The organism is Bacillus sp. 03113, assembly GCF_006546985.1.
GTDB lineage: Bacteria > Bacillota > Bacilli > Bacillales > Cytobacillaceae > VATK01.
The window spans coordinates 40,220-59,307 of the sequence record NZ_VATK01000023.1 but is presented as its reverse complement, the minus strand read 5'-3'; the positions used below and the strand labels follow the sequence as shown (position 1 = coordinate 59,307).

Sequence of the window (19,088 nt, the reverse complement as noted above, 5' to 3'; positions counted from 1 at the left end):
ACTCTCCGTATAAGAGTTGATTAGCTCGTAATTGACTTTACTAGCATGTGTTGACTTCGTTTGAAGTCCTCACTTTTGTTCTTTTGTTGACGTTTTGTTGTTCAGTTTTCAAAGAGCAATTTTTCGTTATCGCTCAGAAGCGACTTTATTAATATATCATCGTTTCTATTTCGTGTCAACAACTTTTTTCTTTCTTTTTTGTTGTTAACTACTTGCTGTGTTCTGTTGTTCAGCAGCGACGTTTATTAATATAACAACTATATTAAATTCCGTCAATACATTTTTTAAAACTTTTTTAACATTAGATTTTCCGGGCTATCCTTTATGTATATTTTTAAATTTACCCCTCATGTATTTCATGCAATCTTTAGCGGGTGCAAATCGTTTAAATAAAGAGAACAACACTTTATATCTCTCCTCCATTGCATGTTTAACGACATGATCAATACGATGATCCTCTAAGTCAAAAAGGATTTCATCCATTTCTCTTTTTATTAAATATTTCATTTCATCACATTCCTTACTATTCAATAATAATCCTATCATCTAGTCGTTCTCCTTTTTAGTATTATCCTTCTTTAATAAACCGGTTTTTACATTCGGATTCATCTTTTTATGTAGGAAAAATCTTGTTTTATTTATTTTTTGTATTATTTTCTAAAATAAACTTTTTTATAACATTTTTCATTTTGGAAGAGCATAGGATGAGATTAGGAATGGATTGGACGAGGTGATGAGTGTGAATATATTAATTGTTTTAAACGGGAGAGCCATTAAACAAATACTTTTAGTTCTCGTTGTATCTCTTTTTACTGCATGGTTTTTGTTTACGGAAAGCATCGTGCACATTCCCGTTTTTTCAGAAAGTGATCAACCTAAAGCCATCTATAAAGGGGAAAAAGATGTCGCCCTAACCTTTAATATTGGATGGGGAGATGAAAAAGCTGAACCTATTTTAAATATATTAGAGAAGAATAACATTCGCCAAGCAACTTTTTTTCTGTCTGGCTCGTGGGCTGAACGACATCCCGATATCGTTAATAGGATTGTAAAAAAAGGTTATGAAATCGGAATTTTAGGCTACAACTATATTGACTATACAGAAGTGGAAGAAGCGAAAGTAAGACAAGATATAGTAAAAGCACAAACCGCTTTTAACAAATTAAATGTAAAAAATATCAAATTACTTCGTGCTCCGACAGGACATTTTAATCAAACAACCTTAAAGATTGCCAAACAATATGGATATACAGTTGTTCATTGGAGTATCGACTCTAAAGATTGGACAAATCCGGGTGTCCGCATTATTACAAAAAATGTTTCTAAGGCGAAAAAAGGAGACATTATTTTACTGCATGCATCGGATTCAGTAAAACAAACGGATAAAGCATTACCTACTATAATAAATGACCTTCAAGATAAAGGATTAAAATTAACGACCGTATCCAATATGATTGCAAACGCTCATTCAATATCCTCTGAAGTAAAGTAACCTTTTTATTCATTTTAGTTTCAACCAGTTTGATTATGACGAAAACTGATTAGATGAACTGGTGGTACAGGTGTTCTTTACCTTCACTGCCAGTTTGACTACATTGTAAAGCCTTTGATATTTGGGAACTTCGTACAACTTTCCTTATATCACATCTCTTTGGTCAATTTTTCCGACATCCCTGACCTTTTGTTAAGTTTGTGAAGGACAAGTATTTGATAAGCATTACAAAATAACAACGGAAATAGCATGAGATATATCCAGTTTTTTTCATTTACTCTAAGCGCAGGTACCCATTCGATAATCGTTACAACAACCATAAAAAATAAACTTGGAATAAAAGCCTCTTTAACAGTCTGCTTCGCTTTTGCATATGCAACAACAGCAGCAAAAACAAAGAGAAAAGCCGCATTTCCGACATACATAAATATCTCTTCCTTCTCCTCGGCAAATGCTTGAGAGCGCAAAAATACAAAATCAAATAAAGTTACAATAATGAGTAATATCTGAACGATATTCCATACAGCAACTGATTTAAAAATACCTATCCCAAAACGATGAACAGTTAAGTAAGCAAAAAAACCGGCTTGGCTTATTACACTAAAAATAAAACCCATTCCTACTAACCAAAAGAGAACAGCCAAGATCTCCATGATTTGAAAATGGGTAATTAGATGAGAAAATTCATTCCATCTAACAATTAATCCAACAACCCCAGTGGTCATCCCTCCGATAAAAAGGGTAGATAAAAATAGTCGAACCCAGTTACGGCTTGTCATTGTATGATTCCCCCATGGACAATTATTCATATTGATTGTATCAACCAATGAAAGAAAAATGCAAACGCTTTAATATCCTTGAAAGACCATTATTTAGATGTAGGACAATGGCTTTGAAATGAATAATATTTACGTTAATTCTTCATCCTAAAATTAAGGAGCATTCTGAGAAAGGAGACTTTTTTATGCTAAGGAAATTTATTTTCCTACCACTGTTTGTGTTATGTCTTTTGGCAAGCTGCGCACCTCAAGAAGAAGGCAAAAGTCAAATTGATTATGATCAAACGAAAAAGATGGTAGTTGATATATTAAAGACAGATGATGGAAAAAAAGCAATAAAAGAGGTTATGTCAGATGAAAAACTAAAACAACAGCTGATTATGGATCAAGCAATTGTATCAGAAACGATTGAAAAAACGTTAACTTCTGAAAAAGGAACTGACTTTTGGAAGAAATCCTTTGAAGACCCTAAATTTGCAGCAAGCATGGCTAAAAGTATGGAAAAAGAAAACGAGCAGCTGCTGAAAAATTTAATGAAAGATCCCGAATATCAAGGAATGCTAATTGATGTGTTTAAAAATCCTGAACTAGAAAAAGAAGTTACTACGATATTGAAAAGCAAAGAATATAGAGAGCATCTAAAAAAAGTGGTGTCTGAAACCTTTGAGAGTCCTCTCTTTAAAGCAAAAATTCAGGATATTCTATTGAAAGCTGCCAGTGAAGTCAAAACAGAAAAAAAAGAAGGCAGTGAGTCTAAGTAATTGTAAATAACCTGCATGTCTTAAGACAAAAGAGTAAGCACTGATCAGCCCTGAATAATATAGCACAAATCGTACTGGAAATTCTGATCCACAAAATAAATATTCAATATTACAATTATAGGCCGACTGAAAGGCTTTTACCCTATATCTTGTCGGCCTACTTCTATAATTGAGAAAGCTTACTTATTATCCGTAGTAAGCATAACAATCTTTTCTGTTATTTCACTATATATTTTTCCTATTTTATGTTCTAACTGATAAATAGAAGGTGCAAAGTCAGTTTCATCCCAATCAGGCTGTCCTAAAGGAAGCTGTCCTAGTACTTCTGTTCTTAGCTCTTCTGCAAGCTTTTGACCGCCTCCTTGTCCAAAAACATATTCTTTTTCCCCAGTTACTTTACTTTCGAAATAGGACATATTTTCGATTACACCTAATATTTCATGCTCTGTTCTGATTGCCATCGAGCCTGCACGAGCGGCAACAAACGCAGCAGTAGGATGAGGAGTTGTAACAATAATCTCTTTACAAGCTGGAAGCATCGAATGAACATCCAATGCAACATCTCCTGTTCCTGGCGGCAAATCAAGCAAGAGATAATCGAGCTCACCCCATTCCACTTCATTAAAAAAATTATTTAACATTTTCCCTAGCATCGGCCCCCGCCAAATAATAGGAGCATTATCCTCTACAAAAAACCCCATTGAAACCACTTTGACGCCAAAGCGATCAACGGGAATGATTTTGTCATCTTTAACGGTCGGTCGAGTAGTAATCCCCATCATATCTGGTACACTAAAACCATATATGTCAGCATCAATAAGGCCTACCTTCTTTCCCATCCTTGCTAATGAAACGGCTAAGTTAACAGATACCGTTGATTTTCCGACTCCCCCTTTTCCGCTTGCAATGGCAATAAACGTCGTTTCATTATTTTCTGAAAGTAATCCTTTTTCCTTTGGATTCATATCTATTTTCATTTGTTCTAATTTTCCCTTCGGTATTTCACCAAAGCGGATGCCAACTGTACTTGCCCCTGCTTCTTTTAATAATTGAACAATTTCAGTTTGAAGCTTCAATTGTTCACTTGTACCCGTTTTGGTTATTAATATTTTTACACTCACATGATTTTTTTCATTTTTGATACTAATTTCTTTAATTGCATCCATTTCACCTAAAGTTTTATGTATAAAAGGGTCCTTCACGTGCTTTAGAACATCTATTACTGAATTTTCTGTCAACATAATTCGCACCTGCCTATTCGCTTCATTATTTTAAGTATAACATAAAAGGTCTGACAACTTAAGATCAGACCTTCACTCCTTTATTTCTTTTTCATGTGAAAAATATCGAAGCACACCATTGTAAATGGAAGCTGCTACTTTCTTTTGATAATTACTCTTTCTTAGCTTTTCTCGTTCAACTGGATTAGATAAAAAACCAATTTCCACTAAGACGCCTGGTTTTTTTGCATAATTTAAAATATAGACATGATCAATCGTTTTTGCTTTTCGAGTGGTATTATCTAAATTCCGAACCAATTCAGCTTGAATAAATTTAGCAGCTTTTTCATTTTTATCTAATCGAGTGGAATAAAAGGTTTGTGCACCGCTCCATTTACTAGATGGGATTGAATTCAAATGCACGCTTATAAAAAAATCTACTTCAGAATCATTAATGTACTTAAGTCTTTTTTTTAAATCCTCTGTCTTTCTTTTACTATACCCTCGAGTATCTTTACTAGCCAAGTCCTTATCAATTTCTCGCGTCATCAAAACAAGAGCCCCTTGCTCTTGTAAATAATCTCTTAATTTTAATGAAACACTGAGCGCAATGTCCTTCTCCACAACCCCATGACTTTCGGCACCACCATCTGGTCCCCCATGCCCCGGATCTATCAGAATGACTTTTCCAGCTAGAGGAAGGTTCCATGATTTCCATGAATCATCGTCTGTAAAATCATATTGCAAAATGAAAAAGAGGACGATTAACCCCAAAACAAACATACCTATTTTGATTCTATTCATCATATGCTCTTACCCATCCCTCCTGCTCGTCCTACTACTTAAATATATGGAGCAAGAGGGATTCGTAGAACTCAGGTTTACATTAATGAAGTCTTAGCTTGTATCTCCGCTCTCCTTTTTGAAACCCTTCCATCCACCAGCTATTTACGTATTCCTCACATAAATAAGCCAGAGACTCATCATGCATTTCTTCTTCACTCCCCCAATAAAGAAGAAAGTGAAATAATGTATCAATTAAATGCTTTTGTTCTTGATTACATCTATTTTTAACACTAGATAGCTCCTCCCCAAAATAGCCAAATCGACTGAAGTTTGCTCCTAGCAAATATGCTTCTATCGCAACATCATAGCAGGCTTCCTCAATTCCTGAATATATAAACAAACCAGAGGTTAATCTTGATGATCCAAAATACAATTGAACTCTTTCCTTTAATCTATTTGTAGAAATTTCTCTTAAGACTGACCTTTCGTACTTAATTTGTTTTTCTTTTTTCTTTTCTTGAAAGGTTGTAATCACATTCACTGCTTTCTCACCTCTTAAAAATAGTCTCTTCCACAAAAGAAGAGACATACAGGCGAATCTGCTCTTTCCATAACCAATTTTAAATCATGTTGCTAAAATTGGAAATAAAAAGGCTTTTTAAGAGGAATGATTAATCAATCAGAATGTTAAAATAAAGAACAAAAGCGCAAGCGCTTTGATCAACCCTGAAGAAAAATGTTCTTTTGACTTACGTAAGCTTTTTGCTTTTAGAGGCAAAAGGTTATTTTTCACAAGGGCTGGCGTTGGCCGATTAAGAACGCCACGGCCTTATACTTGCACATCCTGTACATCGAAGCTGGACGTTGATACATATCTTTCAAAGTTCTCAACAACCAACTATTTTATTCTTTCCTACAACAACACAAAAAGACCCCCAACCAATAGGTTGAGAGCCTTTGAAACGCAAAAATTAACGTTTTGAGAACTGAGGCGCGCGACGAGCACCTTTAAGACCGTATTTTTTACGTTCTTTCATACGTGCATCACGAGTTAATAGTCCAGCGCGTTTTAATGTTGGACGGTATTCAGGGTCTGCTTGAAGCAACGCACGAGCGATACCGTGACGAATTGCGCCAGCTTGACCAGTGTAACCTCCACCAGAAACGTTTACTAGGATGTCATAGCTACCAAGAGTTTCAGTTGCTACTAATGGTTGTTTTACGACTTCACGTAAAGCTTCGAATGGAATATAACTTTCGATTTCACGACCGTTGATGATAATTTTTCCGTCACCTGGTACTAAACGTACACGTGCAACAGAGCTTTTACGACGACCAGTGCCGATATATTGAACTTGTGCCAAGTTAATAACCTCCCTTATTATTAACCACGAAGTTCGTAAACTTCAGGTTGTTGAGCTTGGTGCGGATGCTCGCTACCAGCATAAACATGTAATTTTTTAAACATTTGACGACCAAGAGAATTTTTAGGAAGCATGCCTTTAATAGCAAGCTCTAACATTTTCTCTGCATAGTTTGTGCGCATTTCAAGAGCAGTTCTTGTTTTTAATCCACCTGGATGTAAAGTGTGACGGTAGTAGATTTTGTCTGTTAATTTTTTACCTGTTAATTCAATTTTTGATGCATTCAAAATAATAACATGATCACCAGTATCAACATGTGGTGTGTAAGTTGGTTTATGTTTACCACGTAAGATTGATGCAACTTCACTTGCAAGACGACCTAAAGTTTTGCCTTCTGCATCAACCACGTACCATTTACGTTCAATATTATTTGAATTAGCCATAAACGTTGTACGCATGAGTTTCCCTCCTAAATAATCAGACGATATTTTCATTTTCCATAAGCAGTTGTTCGTATATTTTGATCACAATAAGTTCCGGGGCTTATCATGGGTTTAAAATACATACCATATTATGATATATCCTAGCCTTTCAATTGTCAAGAAAATGTTACACCAGGATTAGTTGTTATTAAAAAATATTTAAAGTCATAAAGGAAATCAATCCTCATAAAATACTTCCCATAAATAAAGCCCTTTGGCAGAGGATGTTTTCCCGGCTAGCTTGCGATCCTTTTTCACTAGAATATCAGCAACGGAGTCAGCGCTTCTGTAGCCTCTTCCTACATCAAGCAGCGTTCCAACCATAATTCTAACCATATTGTATAAAAATCCGTTTCCTCTAAAACGAAAAACAAGTAAATCATCTTCTTTATATAGATCAATTTTTTCAATCGTTCGTACTTTATTCTCTTTATCTGTTTTCGTAGAGCAAAAACTTGTAAAGTCATGCGTTCCAATTAAAAAACGGATCGCATCCTCCATACGCTTGAGATCCACCTCATAAGGGTATTGATGCGCATAGTGACGCTTAAATGGATCCTTCACTCTTGAAATATGAACAAAGTATCGGTATTCTTTTCCAATCGTATCATATTGTGCATGGAAATTTGCTTTTGCTTCTTCAACCTGCAATATGACAATGTCAGGTGGGAGAGCGGAATTTAATGCAAGCTTCCATTTAGAAAGAGGAATATCTAAATTCGAGTCAAAATGAATGACCTGACCTTTCGCATGAACTCCTGCATCTGTTCTGCCAGAGGCGTGTACTTTAATCTCTTCACCCTTATGAAGCTTTTTCAACGCCTTTTCTAACACACCTTGCACCGTTCGCTCCTTCGGTTGAATCTGAAATCCACTAAATTCTGAACCATCATAGCTTATTGTACATTTATACCTTTGCATCACACAGCTCCATTACGTTCTTAATAAATAGAGGACAACAGCCAATACACACAGGCTAAAAAGCATGCCGGTATCAACAGCACCCCACCTTAACAGTCGATATTTTGTTCTTCCTTGTCCTCCTCGATAGCCTCGAGCTTCCATAGCAGTAGCAAGCTCCTCCGCACGCTTGAACGAGCTAATAAATAATGGTATGAGTAATGGAATAATAGCCTTCACACGCTGCTTTATCGGACCACTTGTAAATTCGACTCCTCTAGCCATTTGCGCTTTCATAATCTTATCTGTCTCATCCATTAAGGTTGGAATAAAGCGCAAAGAAATAGACATCATTAATGCTAATTCATGAACTGGGAACTTTACTTTATTTAAAGGATGCAATAATTTTTCAAGCCCATCCGTCATGGAAATGGGTGTTGTGGTTAGTGTCAATAGAGTAGACATAATGATAAGCAATAAGAAGCGCATGGATATAAAAAACCCTTGCTTCAATCCTCCCTCATAAACTGTTATCCACCCAAGCTTGAATAAAACATCTCCCTCTTTGGTGAAAAAAACATGCAGAAAAAAAGTAAATAGGATAAGTAGAAAAATAGGCTTTAATCCCTGATAGAAGTAACGAAGCTTCATTTTTGAACATAGCATCATCCCAAAAGTGTATAAAGCTAATAAACTATACGTAAGAGCATTATTGGCAAGAAAAACAATACAGATGAATAAAAAAACGAGCAGGATCTTCGAACGTGGATCCATACGATGTATCAATGAATCAGCTGGAATATAGCGGCCAATAATCATTTTATCCATCATTCTTTACCACCTCGCTGCAACCATTGAGCCAATTCACTTGTCAGTTCTTCCATTGATAAGAAGGTTTTCCCCATTTTAGCTTGAAATCGTTTTTCAATCTGATTCTGAAACCGAACAACCTCAGGAACATCTAATCCTAGTTCTAGAAGCTCATCTGGACAAGAAAAAATCTCTTCTGGCTTACCTGTTTTCATTACCTTCCCTTGATGCATAATGACGATCTCATCCGCATACTTAGAAGCATCCTCCATACTATGTGTAACAAGGATGGTGGATCTGTTTCTTTCTTTATGAAGCGTATAAAACATCTCCATAATTTCTTTACGGCCTCTAGGATCAAGTCCAGCTGTCGGCTCATCTAATACAAGTACCTCTGGCTCCATAGCTAATACCCCAGCAATCGCTACTCTCCTCATCTGTCCACCTGACAAATCAAAAGGGGACTTCATTAAAAAGTCTTCCGAGAGGCCAACCTGTTTGATCGCTTCCTTTGCTTTTTCCTTTGCTTTCTTTTCCGACACCCCAAAATTCATTGGACCAAAACATATATCCTTTTCAACCGTTTCTTCAAATAACTGCTGCTCTGGAAATTGAAAGACAATACCAACCTTTTTACGAACTTGCCTTAATTCTTTTTGTTTCTTTTGTGCCTGAATCTCCAGATCACCAATGATTACTTTTCCTTTTGTTGGCTTTAATATAGCATTTAAATGTTGTAAAATGGTTGATTTTCCAGACCCCGTATGCCCAATGATCGCCATAAACATTCCCTCAGGAATATGTATAGATACATCAGCTAGAGCAAGCCTTTCAAATGGGCTGTTCACTTGATACCGATATTCTACTTTTTGAAGTGAGATTTCCATAGCTCTTCCACCAACTCTTCTTCTGTTAAATAATGCTGGGACAGCGGCACTCCTTTTTCCTTCAATGCTTTTCCTAATTTAATTGGAAAAGGTATATCAAGCCCCAGCTCTATCAACTCATCCTCTAACTGGAATATATCCTGTGGCTTCCCTTCGCCATAAAGCTTTCCCTTATTCATAATGATCATTCGATCAGCCTTGGCAGCTTCCTCTAAATCATGCGTAATAGAAATGACTGTTATGTTACTTTCAGCTTTCAGCTCTCTGACAGTGTGTAGGATCTCTTCTCTGCCTTTTGGATCAAGCATAGAGGTTGCTTCATCTAAAATAATAATAGACGGTAAGAGAGCAATGACACCGGCAATGGCGACTCTCTGCTTTTGCCCGCCTGAAAGATGGTGCGGCTCTTGATTGAGAAAATGCAGCATGCCTACTTTCTCTAACGATTGGTTGACACGTTTTATCATCTCATTTCTTTCAACCCCGTTATTTTCCAAACCAAAAGCCACATCATCCTGTACGGTCGTACCTACAAATTGGTTATCAGGATTTTGAAACACCATCCCGACCCGTTTTCTTATATCCCAAACGGTTGCTTCTGTTAACTTAATTCCATCAACTGTAATAGTTCCTTCTTGTGGTATCTGGAGCCCATTTAATAGCTTTGCAAGCGTGGATTTACCTGAACCATTATGTCCTACAATCGCAAGCCACTCGCCTTCGTATATATCAAAGGAAACACGTTCAAGCGCATATGACTGTTGAAAATCGTATTGAAAGGAAACTTTCTCTAGTTTAACAAGCGGCTTTGTCATTGACTCCTACTCCCTTATGTTTTACAGCCTTTCCATCTATATAGCTCTTATCCTATCGTACAAAAAAACTCGCCATTAGGCGAGCTTTGATTAGCTTTAAGACAATCAATAAATTACTGGAATTATGCTATTCTATCTAATTCAATTTTTATTTTATGTAGGTGAAGCAAAATTCCAAATTGCCTCCTAACCATCGCCCTACTCTTAACTGTCAACATACTTATAAAAAACCTGCACCTCTTCTAACTAAAATGATAGAAGAGGCACACGAGCTAGACGGTAACATACTAAATATATATATGCCCATCGTAACACTCTTTTAGATTTTATTGTTCTCCAATAAGGAAAAAGGGTACTCGAACTAGTTTCTTATTAAACTGTCCCGCACCCTTGTTTCATTTCCCTACTATACTAACTCAATCACTACCATTGGAGCACCATCTCCACGACGTGGTCCAAGTTTCATGATACGAGTATATCCACCTTGGCGCTCTTCATAGCGAGATGCGATATCGCTGAATAGTTTTTGCAAAGCATCTTGATTTTCCTCAGCGTTTGCAACCTCTTTACGAATATATGCACCTGCTTGACGACGAGCATGCAAATCTCCACGCTTGCCAAGAGTAATCATTTTTTCTACAACTGAACGAAGTTCTTTTGCACGAGCTTCAGTTGTTTCAATGCGCTCATTAATGATTAAATCTGTAGCTAAGTCACGTAGCATTGCTTTACGTTGTGCGCTAGTGCGTCCTAACTTTCTGTATCCCATGAAAGTTTCCCTCCTTTGTTGAAGTTATTATTGAGCTTTGATGGCATAACAGTAAAATACCTAGTTAAGCGGGTTAACTAGTCAGTCATCCTTACGCAAGCCTAATCCTAGCTCTTCTAGTTTGTGTTTTACTTCTTCAAGAGATTTTCTACCTAAATTACGTACCTTCATCATATCTTCTTCCGTTTTATTCGCTAACTCTTGAACGGTATTAATGCCAGCACGCTTTAAGCAGTTATATGAACGAACAGAAAGATCTAGTTCTTCAATTGTCATCTCAAGAACTTTTTCTTTTTGATCTTCTTCTTTCTCAACCATAATCTCAGCATTTTGAGCTTCATCAGTCAAGCCAACAAAGATATTTAAATGCTCAGTTAAAATCTTAGCTCCAAGTGCAATGGCATCTTGAGGACCTGTACTTCCGTCAGTCCAAACATCAAATGTTAATTTATCATAATTTGTCATTTGTCCAACACGTGTATTTTCTACCTGATAAGAAACACGAGAAACCGGAGTATAGATGGAATCGATAGGAATGACACCAATCGGTTGATCTTCACGCTTATTTTGATCCGCTGGAGTGTAGCCTCTGCCACGTTTTGCTGTCAAACGCATACGAAAATGGCCATTTGAACCAAGAGTAGCAATCTTAAGATCTGGATTTAAAATCTCAACATCACTATCATGTGTAATATCAGCTGCCGTAACGACACCTTCTCCTTGTATATCAAGTTCAAGCGTTTTTTCATCATCAGAATAGATTTTAAGTGCTAGTTTTTTAATATTTAAAATGATAGATGTAACATCTTCTACGACGCCTTCAATTGTTGAGAACTCATGAAGTACCCCATCAATTTGAATCGAAGTGACAGCGGCACCTGGGAGTGAGGATAGTAGAATACGACGTAAGGAGTTACCCAAAGTTGTACCATATCCACGCTCAAGTGGCTCTACGACGAACTTTCCGTATTTGGCATCATCGTTGATCTCAACCGTTTCGATTTTTGGTTTTTCTATTTCGATCATCAAAATATACCCTCCTTCAAAACGTCGAAACCTCGGCTAAAGTAGATTAACCGAAATTCCCCATGTATACGTTCCCGTTTGTGCACAACAACTGGAATAATCATTCTGTACGAACAATAGAACCTGTATCATATCCCATTATAGACAAAGATACAAAATCTAATACAGAAAAATTAAACTCGGCGACGTTTTGGTGGACGGCAACCGTTATGAGGAACTGGAGTTACATCTCTAATTGCCGTAACTTCTAAACCTGCAGCTTGAAGAGCACGAATAGCTGCTTCACGACCTGCACCTGGTCCTTTAACTGTTACTTCAAGAGTCTTCATTCCATTTTCAATAGATGTTTTCGCTGCAGTTTCAGCCGCCATTTGAGCCGCAAATGGAGTTGATTTACGAGAACCTTTAAATCCAAGTGCTCCTGCACTAGACCAAGAAATCGCATTACCATGTACATCAGTAATCGTTACAATCGTATTATTGAAAGTTGAGCGAATATGAGCAATACCAGATTCAATATTCTTTTTCACACGACGTTTACGTGTATTTGTTTTACGAGCCATTTAAAAATACCTCCTTTACTAATTACTTCTTCTTGTTCGCTACAGTCTTACGAGGACCTTTGCGTGTACGAGCGTTATTTTTCGTATTTTGTCCGCGAACCGGTAAACCACGACGATGACGTAATCCACGGTAGCAGCCGATTTCCATCAAACGTTTAATGTTTAATGATACTTCACGACGAAGGTCACCTTCAACTTTTAATTTATCGATGATCTCACGAATTTTGTTTAATTCATCTTCTGTTAAATCGCGAACGCGTGTCTCTTCAGAAACTCCAGCTTCGGCTAATACTTTTTCAGCAGTAATTTTACCAATACCGTAAATATAAGTTAAAGAGATAACTACGCGCTTTTCACGTGGAATATCTACTCCAGCAATACGTGCCATTTATTAAAGCACCTCCTTGTTATTAACCTTGTTTTTGTTTATGTTTAGGGTTTTCACAGATAACCATTACTTTTCCACGTCTACGAATAACTTTACATTTTTCGCAGATTGGTTTCACTGATGGTCTAACTTTCATTATCCTAACCTCCTTGATAGTACGGAGCGCAATCAGATTATTTAAAGCGGTATGTGATTCTTCCGCGAGTTAAGTCATATGGAGACAGCTCAACTGTTACTTTATCACCTGGTAAAATACGGATGAAGTGCATTCTAATCTTACCGGAAACGTGAGCTAATACAGTATGACCATTTTCTAATTCTACCTTAAACATGGCATTAGGCAAAGTCTCAATTACCGTGCCTTCAATTTCAATTACATCGTCTTTCGCCATCGAATCTTTCTCCCTTCTCTACATCAAATACGAAATCATTCATATACTTTGTTATGGCAAACCTTAGCTTCCCATTCGTAACACGACCTGTTTGTTGTATACTTTTCTGAACTTCTAAAGATACGTAATGAATAAACGTTAGATGCTGTATGTTCTTTCTTTTTGGACGATCAAATTTTCGTTTATCTCCGTCCGCTAATAAAACATATCGATCATCTTCTAACCTTATGATTATAGCATATTGACCAGCATCTCGTCCGCGAGTTATACAAGCAATCTGCCCTACTTGCGGATTTGAATCAAGTTCAATCAATGTGATCACCTACACTTTAGGCTTTAGTTAATATTTCATAACCTGTATCAGTAATGGCAATCGTATGTTCAAAATGAGCGCACATTTTCCCATCTACTGTTACAACCGTCCAATCATCAGCTAGTGTCCTTACGTATCGGCTTCCTGCATTCACCATCGGTTCAATACAAAGTACCATACCAGGCTTTAATATAGGTCCTTTATTCGGTAGTCCGTAATGAGGAATTTGTGGATCCTCATGTAAGTCTTGCCCGATTCCATGACCAACATACTCGCGTACAATGGAAAAGCCATAAGACTCAGTATACGTTTGAATCGCATGGGAGATGTTCGTTAAACGTTCACCGGGCTTAGCTTCCTTTAGTCCTTGATATAAAGATTCCTCCGTCACTTTTAGTAAACGCGCAGTCTCTTCATCAATGTTTCCTACAGGATAGGTCCAAGCCGAGTCACCATGATATCCATTAAATTTTGCACCAATATCAATACTGATAATATCGCCTTCGCTTAGGACACGGTTACCCGGGATGCCATGAACGAGCTCATGGTTAACAGATGCACAAATACTACCACGAAACCCATTATACCCTTTGAAAGATGGAATTGCATTATGTTTACGAATAAACTCTTCAGCAATCGCATCTAATTCAATGGTAGAAATTCCTGGACTAATGTGCTTTTTTAACTCCTGATGAGTCAAGGCAACGATACGACCAGCTTCTCGCATAATGTCAATTTCACGGGGAGTTTTACAAATAATCATTAATGCAAGTCTCCAAGTAATGCATCGAGATCAGCAAAGACTTTTTGAATATCCTGCTGTCCATCGATATTGCGAAGATAACCTTTCGTTTCATAGAAACTTAGTAAAGGTGCAGATTGTTTAATGTTCACATCTAAACGGTTTTTCACCGTTGCTTCATTATCATCCGCACGTTGATACAATTCTCCGCCACAACGATCACAAACCGTCTCGTTTGCTGGAGGATTAAAGACAAGATGATAAGTCGCTCCACAAGATTTACAAATACGTCTTCCTGTAAGTCGTTCCATTAAAATATCTTGATCAACGCTGATGTTAATCACATAATCAATCTTTTTGCTAAGGCTAGAAAGAATGTCTTCTAGGGCTTCTGCCTGTGGCACAGTTCTAGGAAAGCCATCTAATAAAAAGCCTTTTTCACAATCATCTTTACTTAATCTTTCACGTACAATTCCAATAGTCACTTCATCTGGCACTAATTCACCTTTATCCATAAAAGACTTCGCTTTTAATCCAAGCTCTGTCTCATCTTTCATGGCTGCACGAAACATGTCACCAGTAGAAATGTGAGGGACGTGATACTTTTCAACTATTTTTTCAGCTTGTGTACCTTTTCCGGCACCAGGGAGGCCCATTAATACTAAATTCACACGAATTCCCCCTAAAGTCTAACACATAGCTATTAGGGAACAAACCGTCCCCATAAAAACTATGCTATTTAATGAATCCTTTATAATGACGCTTAACTAACTGTGCTTCGAGCTGTTTCATCGTTTCAAGTGCAACCCCTACTACGATGAGCAAGCTTGTTCCACCTATTTGAGCGGATTGCGGCAATCCAGAAAACTTAATAAAGAAAACTGGAAGAACAGCAATGGCTGCGAGGAACAGAGCACCAACTAAAGTTAATCGATAAAGTACACGAGTCAAGTATTCCTGAGTACTTTTGCCTGGTCGAATACCTGGAATATATCCGCCCTGCTTCTTCAAGTTTTCTGAAAGCTGTTCAGGATTAACTTGAATGAAGGCATAAAAATAAGCAAAAGCAATAATTAATGCAGTATACATGATCATTCCAATAGGATGAGTATAATCAAATACTTTTTGAATCCATAATGTAACGTCATTTTGCTCAAAGAAAGAGGCGACTGTTCTCGGTGTCACGAGAAACGACGATGCGAAAATGACTGGAATAACACCAGCAGCATTTACTTTTAAAGGTAAATGTGTCGATTGTCCGCCAACCGAATTACGTCCTGCTACACTTTTTGCATACTGTATTGGAATTTTTCTTAAAGCTTGTTGAATAAAGATAACCCCTACTACGATTGCAACGACTGCTACCAAGATTAGAACAACCGTCACGATTCGAAGAAATAGCTGATCACCAGGGTTTTCAAACTGTTGAGCATAAATTTGGTTCACTCCTGATGGAATTCCTGCTGCAATACCAGCGAAAATGATAATAGAAATACCATTTCCAACCCCTCTTGACGTAATTTCTTCTCCCAACCACATCAAAAAGGCTGTACCTCCAGTTAAAACCACGGCGATTAGTAAATAGGAGCCAATTCCAGGATTATCAATCAACTGGCCATTTGCCAGATTATTAAATCCATAAGACATACCAATAGCTTGGATGAAACCAAGCACGATAGTAAAATATCTAGTAAACTGAGTCAACTTACGTCGCCCAGCCTCTCCTTGCTTAGACCACTCTGTAAATTTCGGGACAACGTCCATTTGCAATAGTTGAACAATAATAGATGCCGTAATGTATGGCAGAATGCCCATAGCAAAGATAGAGAAGTTCATAAGTGCTCCTCCACCGAACGTGTTTAAAATCCCAAAGGCACTAAGCTGGTCTTGAGCTTGTAATAGCTCTGCATTCACATTTGGTACAGGTATAAATGTCCCGATGCGAAAAACAATCAACATTAAAAGGGTGAATATGATTTTTCGTCTTATTTCACCCACGCGCATAAAATTGGAGATTGTCTGAAACATTAAATCACCTCAGTTTGACCGCCGGCAGCTTCAATCGCTTCCTTAGCAGCAGAGGAGAATTTATGAGCTTTAACAGTAAGCTTTTTCTCTACTTTGCCTTTAGCAAGAATTTTAATCCCTGCTTTTTCACTACTTACAACGCCTGTTTCAATAAGAAGTTCTGGAGTAACTTCTGTTCCTTCTTCAAAACGGTTTAACGCATCAAGGTTTACAATTGCATATTCTTTACGATTGATGTTTGTAAAACCACGTTTTGGCAAACGACGATATAAAGGAGTTTGACCACCTTCAAATCCAAGTCTTACACCACCACCAGAACGAGCATTTTGTCCTTTATGACCTTTTCCAGCAGTCTTACCATTACCAGAACCGATACCGCGTCCTTTACGTTTACGTTCTTGACGAGAACCTTCTGCAGGCTTTAATTCATGAAGTTTCATTTTGGCACCTCCTTATTCTAAGAAGAATGATTTTATATTTCTTTTACCGTTACAAGGTGGGCAACTTTATTAATCATACCGCGAATAGCAGCATTGTCTTGTTGCTCAACCGTTTGGTTTAATTTACGTAAGCCTAAAGCTGTAACTGTTTTGCGTTGATCTTGCGGACGACCAATCACACTACGAGTAAGGGTGATTTCTAATTTATTTGCCATTTGATTTCCCCCCTTATCCTAACAGTTCTTCTACTGATTTTCCACGTAATTTCGCTACGTCCTCAGCACGTTTTAATTGTTTTAAACCGTCTAAAGTTGCACGAACCATATTAATTGGAGTGTTAGATCCTAATGATTTAGATAGGATGTCTGCCACACCAGCTAATTCAAGAACCGCACGAACTGGACCACCAGCGATAACTCCTGTACCCTCTGAAGCAGGCTTAAGAAGAATCTCACCAGCACCGAAATGTCCGATTACTTGATGTGGAATAGTAGTACCAACCATTGGTACTTCAACAAGATTTTTCTTTGCATCTTCAATAGCTTTACGAATAGCATCTGGTACTTCTTGTGCTTTACCTGTACCAAAACCGACATGACCGTTCTTATCTCCTACTACGACAAGAGCCGAGAAACGGAATCTACGTCCGCCTTTAACAACTTTTGCTACACGGTTTACTGTAACAACGCGTTCTTCAAGTTCAAGTTTGTTTGGATCAATACGACGCAATGTTATGTCCCTCCTTTATCTATTAAAATTCTAAGCCGTTTTCACGAGCAGCATCAGCTAATGCTTTTACGCGACCATGATATAAATAGCCTCCACGATCAAATACAATCGCTTTTATGCCTTGATCAGCAGCACGTTTAGCTACTAATTCTCCGACCTTAACTGCAGCATCGACGTTGCTAGAAGAAGAAATTTCGATTTCTTTATCTACAGTAGAAGCACTTACTAAAGTAACTCCGTTTACATCATCGATAATTTGCGCATAAATATGTTTGTTTGAACGAAACACATTTAAACGAGGACGAGCTTGAGTTCCGCTAAGTTTAGAACGAACACGAGCATGTCTTTTTTTGCGGACTACATTTTTATCAGCTTTTGTAATCATTCAGGTCACTCCTTTCGTTTACTTATGCGGTATTACTTACCAGTTTTACCTTCTTTACGACGTACGTATTCGCCTTCATAACGAATCCCTTTACCTTTATAAGGCTCTGGTGGACGAACATCACGAATATTTGCAGCTAAAGCACCAACGCGCTCTTTACTTAATCCTTTTACGATGACCTTCGTGTTTGCTGGTACTTCGATTTCAATACCTTCTTCAGGTTCGATTTCAACAGGATGTGAGTATCCTACGTTTAGTACTAGCTTTTTACCTTGTTTTTGTGCACGGTAACCGACACCGATTAGCTCAAGACCTTTTTCAAATCCTTTAGACACACCTTCAACCATATTTGAAAGCAACGCGCGAGTTGTTCCGTGTAATGCGCGGTGTTCTTTATTGTCAGTAGGACGAGTAACGTTAATCACGTTCTCTTCTACATTGATTGTAATGTCCGGATTAAAAGAACGTTGAAGTTCACCTTTAGGACCTTTTACTGTAACTGTGCTGTTGTTAACTGTAACTGTTACTCCAGCTGGAATATCAATTGGTTTTTTACCTACGCGAGACATTTATTGCACCTCCATTCATTAAGAAATTCTATTACCAAACGTATGCTAAAACTTCTCCGCCTACTTGTTTAGCACGAGCTTCTTTATCTGTAAGAACTCCTTGAGAAGTAGAAACTAGTGCGAGTCCAAGTCCGTTTAATACACGAGGTACTTCAGTTGCTTTTGCATAAACTCGAAGACCAGGCTTACTAATACGCTTAAGACCAGTAATAACGCGCTCATTGTTAGCACCGTATTTTAAGAAAATACGAATGATACCTTGTTTGTTGTCCTCGATAAATTCAACATCACGGACAAAACCTTCACGCTTAAGGATTTCAGCGATTTCTTTTTTCAACTTAGAAGCAGGAACCTCTAATTTTTCGTGACGAACCATATTCGCATTACGGATGCGTGTAAGCAAATCTGCAATTGGATCTGTCATAACCATTGTTTTAACCTCCTTCCC

General features: G+C 37.6%; 29 protein-coding genes. 2 read left to right on the top strand and 27 right to left on the bottom strand.

Annotated features, from left to right (window positions below; genetic code table 11):
- Window positions 1–315 precede the first annotated feature (315 nt).
- Window positions 316–546: a hypothetical protein gene (locus tag FDO66_RS18555; RefSeq protein ID WP_141434154.1), complete on the bottom strand. Its 231-nt coding sequence runs from the start codon at window positions 544–546 to the stop codon at window positions 316–318.
- A 193-nt stretch (window positions 547–739) separates the two neighbouring features.
- Between FDO66_RS18555 and pdaB the strand changes: the two genes are divergently transcribed.
- Window positions 740–1,492 (top strand): polysaccharide deacetylase family sporulation protein PdaB, encoded by a 753-nt coding sequence (gene pdaB, locus FDO66_RS18550; protein ID WP_141434153.1) that lies wholly within the window; start codon window positions 740–742, stop codon window positions 1,490–1,492.
- A gap of 149 nt (window positions 1,493–1,641) precedes the next feature.
- Here the strand turns inward: pdaB and FDO66_RS18545 are convergent, their stop codons facing one another.
- Complete coding sequence (locus FDO66_RS18545) at window positions 1,642–2,271, bottom strand: KinB-signaling pathway activation protein (RefSeq protein WP_141434152.1); 630 nt, start codon at window positions 2,269–2,271, stop codon at window positions 1,642–1,644.
- Window positions 2,272–2,456: 185 nt separating this feature from the next.
- Between FDO66_RS18545 and gerD the strand changes: the two genes are divergently transcribed.
- Window positions 2,457–3,032 carry a spore germination lipoprotein GerD gene (gene gerD, locus FDO66_RS18540; protein ID WP_141434151.1) on the top strand — a complete coding sequence of 192 codons (576 nt, stop codon included), beginning with the start codon at window positions 2,457–2,459 and terminating at the stop codon, window positions 3,030–3,032.
- Between the two features lie 179 nt (window positions 3,033–3,211).
- Here the strand turns inward: gerD and FDO66_RS18535 are convergent, their stop codons facing one another.
- The 25 genes from FDO66_RS18535 to rpsH form a co-directional block, all read right to left on the bottom strand.
- Window positions 3,212–4,273, bottom strand: a complete 1,062-nt coding sequence (locus FDO66_RS18535; RefSeq protein WP_141434150.1) for an Mrp/NBP35 family ATP-binding protein — start codon at window positions 4,271–4,273, stop codon at window positions 3,212–3,214.
- 72 nt (window positions 4,274–4,345) lie between these two features.
- A complete protein-coding gene (gene cwlD, locus FDO66_RS18530; RefSeq protein ID WP_141434149.1) occupies window positions 4,346–5,059 on the bottom strand; it encodes an N-acetylmuramoyl-L-alanine amidase CwlD in 714 nt (237 codons plus the stop codon).
- A 79-nt stretch (window positions 5,060–5,138) separates the two neighbouring features.
- On the bottom strand, window positions 5,139–5,579 hold the full coding sequence (locus tag FDO66_RS18525) for a DUF2521 family protein (protein WP_141434148.1): 441 nt from the start codon (window positions 5,577–5,579) through the stop codon (window positions 5,139–5,141).
- Between the two features lie 430 nt (window positions 5,580–6,009).
- Entirely contained in the window at window positions 6,010–6,402 is a 393-nt protein-coding gene (gene rpsI, locus FDO66_RS18520; RefSeq protein ID WP_141434147.1) for a 30S ribosomal protein S9, read from the bottom strand.
- 20 nt (window positions 6,403–6,422) lie between these two features.
- Complete coding sequence (gene rplM, locus FDO66_RS18515) at window positions 6,423–6,860, bottom strand: 50S ribosomal protein L13 (protein ID WP_141434146.1); 438 nt, start codon at window positions 6,858–6,860, stop codon at window positions 6,423–6,425.
- A 201-nt stretch (window positions 6,861–7,061) separates the two neighbouring features.
- Window positions 7,062–7,805, bottom strand: coding sequence for a tRNA pseudouridine(38-40) synthase TruA (gene truA, locus FDO66_RS18510; RefSeq protein WP_141434145.1), 744 nt, complete (start codon window positions 7,803–7,805; stop codon window positions 7,062–7,064).
- 12 nt (window positions 7,806–7,817) lie between these two features.
- Complete coding sequence (locus FDO66_RS18505) at window positions 7,818–8,615, bottom strand: energy-coupling factor transporter transmembrane component T family protein (protein WP_141434144.1); 798 nt, start codon at window positions 8,613–8,615, stop codon at window positions 7,818–7,820.
- The gene (locus tag FDO66_RS18500; RefSeq protein ID WP_141434143.1) at window positions 8,612–9,481 is read right to left on the bottom strand and encodes an energy-coupling factor ABC transporter ATP-binding protein; all 870 of its coding nucleotides are present in this window, start codon (window positions 9,479–9,481) and stop codon (window positions 8,612–8,614) included. Before FDO66_RS18500 ends, FDO66_RS18505 begins: the two co-directional genes overlap by 4 nt.
- Entirely contained in the window at window positions 9,457–10,296 is an 840-nt protein-coding gene (locus FDO66_RS18495; protein ID WP_141434142.1) for an energy-coupling factor ABC transporter ATP-binding protein, read from the bottom strand. Before FDO66_RS18495 ends, FDO66_RS18500 begins: the two co-directional genes overlap by 25 nt.
- A gap of 406 nt (window positions 10,297–10,702) precedes the next feature.
- The gene (rplQ, locus tag FDO66_RS18490; protein WP_141434141.1) at window positions 10,703–11,065 is read right to left on the bottom strand and encodes a 50S ribosomal protein L17; all 363 of its coding nucleotides are present in this window, start codon (window positions 11,063–11,065) and stop codon (window positions 10,703–10,705) included.
- 81 nt (window positions 11,066–11,146) lie between these two features.
- Window positions 11,147–12,091 (bottom strand): DNA-directed RNA polymerase subunit alpha, encoded by a 945-nt coding sequence (locus FDO66_RS18485; RefSeq protein WP_141434155.1) that lies wholly within the window; start codon window positions 12,089–12,091, stop codon window positions 11,147–11,149.
- 173 nt (window positions 12,092–12,264) lie between these two features.
- Entirely contained in the window at window positions 12,265–12,654 is a 390-nt protein-coding gene (gene rpsK, locus FDO66_RS18480) for a 30S ribosomal protein S11 (RefSeq protein ID WP_141434140.1), read from the bottom strand.
- A gap of 22 nt (window positions 12,655–12,676) precedes the next feature.
- Window positions 12,677–13,042: a 30S ribosomal protein S13 gene (gene rpsM, locus FDO66_RS18475; RefSeq protein WP_141434139.1), complete on the bottom strand. Its 366-nt coding sequence runs from the start codon at window positions 13,040–13,042 to the stop codon at window positions 12,677–12,679.
- Window positions 13,043–13,064: 22 nt separating this feature from the next.
- On the bottom strand, window positions 13,065–13,178 hold the full coding sequence (gene rpmJ / locus FDO66_RS18470) for a 50S ribosomal protein L36 (protein WP_000868344.1): 114 nt from the start codon (window positions 13,176–13,178) through the stop codon (window positions 13,065–13,067).
- Window positions 13,179–13,215: 37 nt separating this feature from the next.
- Window positions 13,216–13,434, bottom strand: coding sequence for a translation initiation factor IF-1 (gene infA, locus FDO66_RS18465; protein WP_009791305.1), 219 nt, complete (start codon window positions 13,432–13,434; stop codon window positions 13,216–13,218).
- On the bottom strand, window positions 13,412–13,747 hold the full coding sequence (locus FDO66_RS18460; protein ID WP_141434138.1) for a KOW domain-containing RNA-binding protein: 336 nt from the start codon (window positions 13,745–13,747) through the stop codon (window positions 13,412–13,414). Before FDO66_RS18460 ends, infA begins: the two co-directional genes overlap by 23 nt.
- A gap of 16 nt (window positions 13,748–13,763) precedes the next feature.
- A complete protein-coding gene (gene map / locus FDO66_RS18455) occupies window positions 13,764–14,510 on the bottom strand; it encodes a type I methionyl aminopeptidase (RefSeq protein WP_141434137.1) in 747 nt (248 codons plus the stop codon).
- Complete coding sequence (locus FDO66_RS18450) at window positions 14,510–15,160, bottom strand: adenylate kinase (protein WP_141434136.1); 651 nt, start codon at window positions 15,158–15,160, stop codon at window positions 14,510–14,512. Before FDO66_RS18450 ends, map begins: the two co-directional genes overlap by 1 nt.
- Window positions 15,161–15,224: 64 nt before the next feature.
- Entirely contained in the window at window positions 15,225–16,517 is a 1,293-nt protein-coding gene (gene secY / locus FDO66_RS18445; RefSeq protein ID WP_141434135.1) for a preprotein translocase subunit SecY, read from the bottom strand.
- Window positions 16,517–16,957 carry a 50S ribosomal protein L15 gene (gene rplO, locus FDO66_RS18440; protein ID WP_141434134.1) on the bottom strand — a complete coding sequence of 147 codons (441 nt, stop codon included), beginning with the start codon at window positions 16,955–16,957 and terminating at the stop codon, window positions 16,517–16,519. Before rplO ends, secY begins: the two co-directional genes overlap by 1 nt.
- A 32-nt stretch (window positions 16,958–16,989) precedes the next feature.
- Complete coding sequence (gene rpmD, locus FDO66_RS18435) at window positions 16,990–17,172, bottom strand: 50S ribosomal protein L30 (RefSeq protein WP_141434133.1); 183 nt, start codon at window positions 17,170–17,172, stop codon at window positions 16,990–16,992.
- Window positions 17,173–17,185: 13 nt separating this feature from the next.
- A complete protein-coding gene (gene rpsE, locus FDO66_RS18430) occupies window positions 17,186–17,686 on the bottom strand; it encodes a 30S ribosomal protein S5 (protein WP_141434132.1) in 501 nt (166 codons plus the stop codon).
- Window positions 17,687–17,708: 22 nt separating this feature from the next.
- The gene (gene rplR, locus FDO66_RS18425) at window positions 17,709–18,071 is read right to left on the bottom strand and encodes a 50S ribosomal protein L18 (protein ID WP_141434131.1); all 363 of its coding nucleotides are present in this window, start codon (window positions 18,069–18,071) and stop codon (window positions 17,709–17,711) included.
- 32 nt (window positions 18,072–18,103) lie between these two features.
- The gene (gene rplF, locus FDO66_RS18420) at window positions 18,104–18,640 is read right to left on the bottom strand and encodes a 50S ribosomal protein L6 (protein WP_141434130.1); all 537 of its coding nucleotides are present in this window, start codon (window positions 18,638–18,640) and stop codon (window positions 18,104–18,106) included.
- Window positions 18,641–18,671: 31 nt separating this feature from the next.
- Window positions 18,672–19,070 (bottom strand): 30S ribosomal protein S8, encoded by a 399-nt coding sequence (gene rpsH / locus FDO66_RS18415; protein ID WP_141434129.1) that lies wholly within the window; start codon window positions 19,068–19,070, stop codon window positions 18,672–18,674.
- Between the last annotated feature and the right edge of the window lie 18 nt (window positions 19,071–19,088).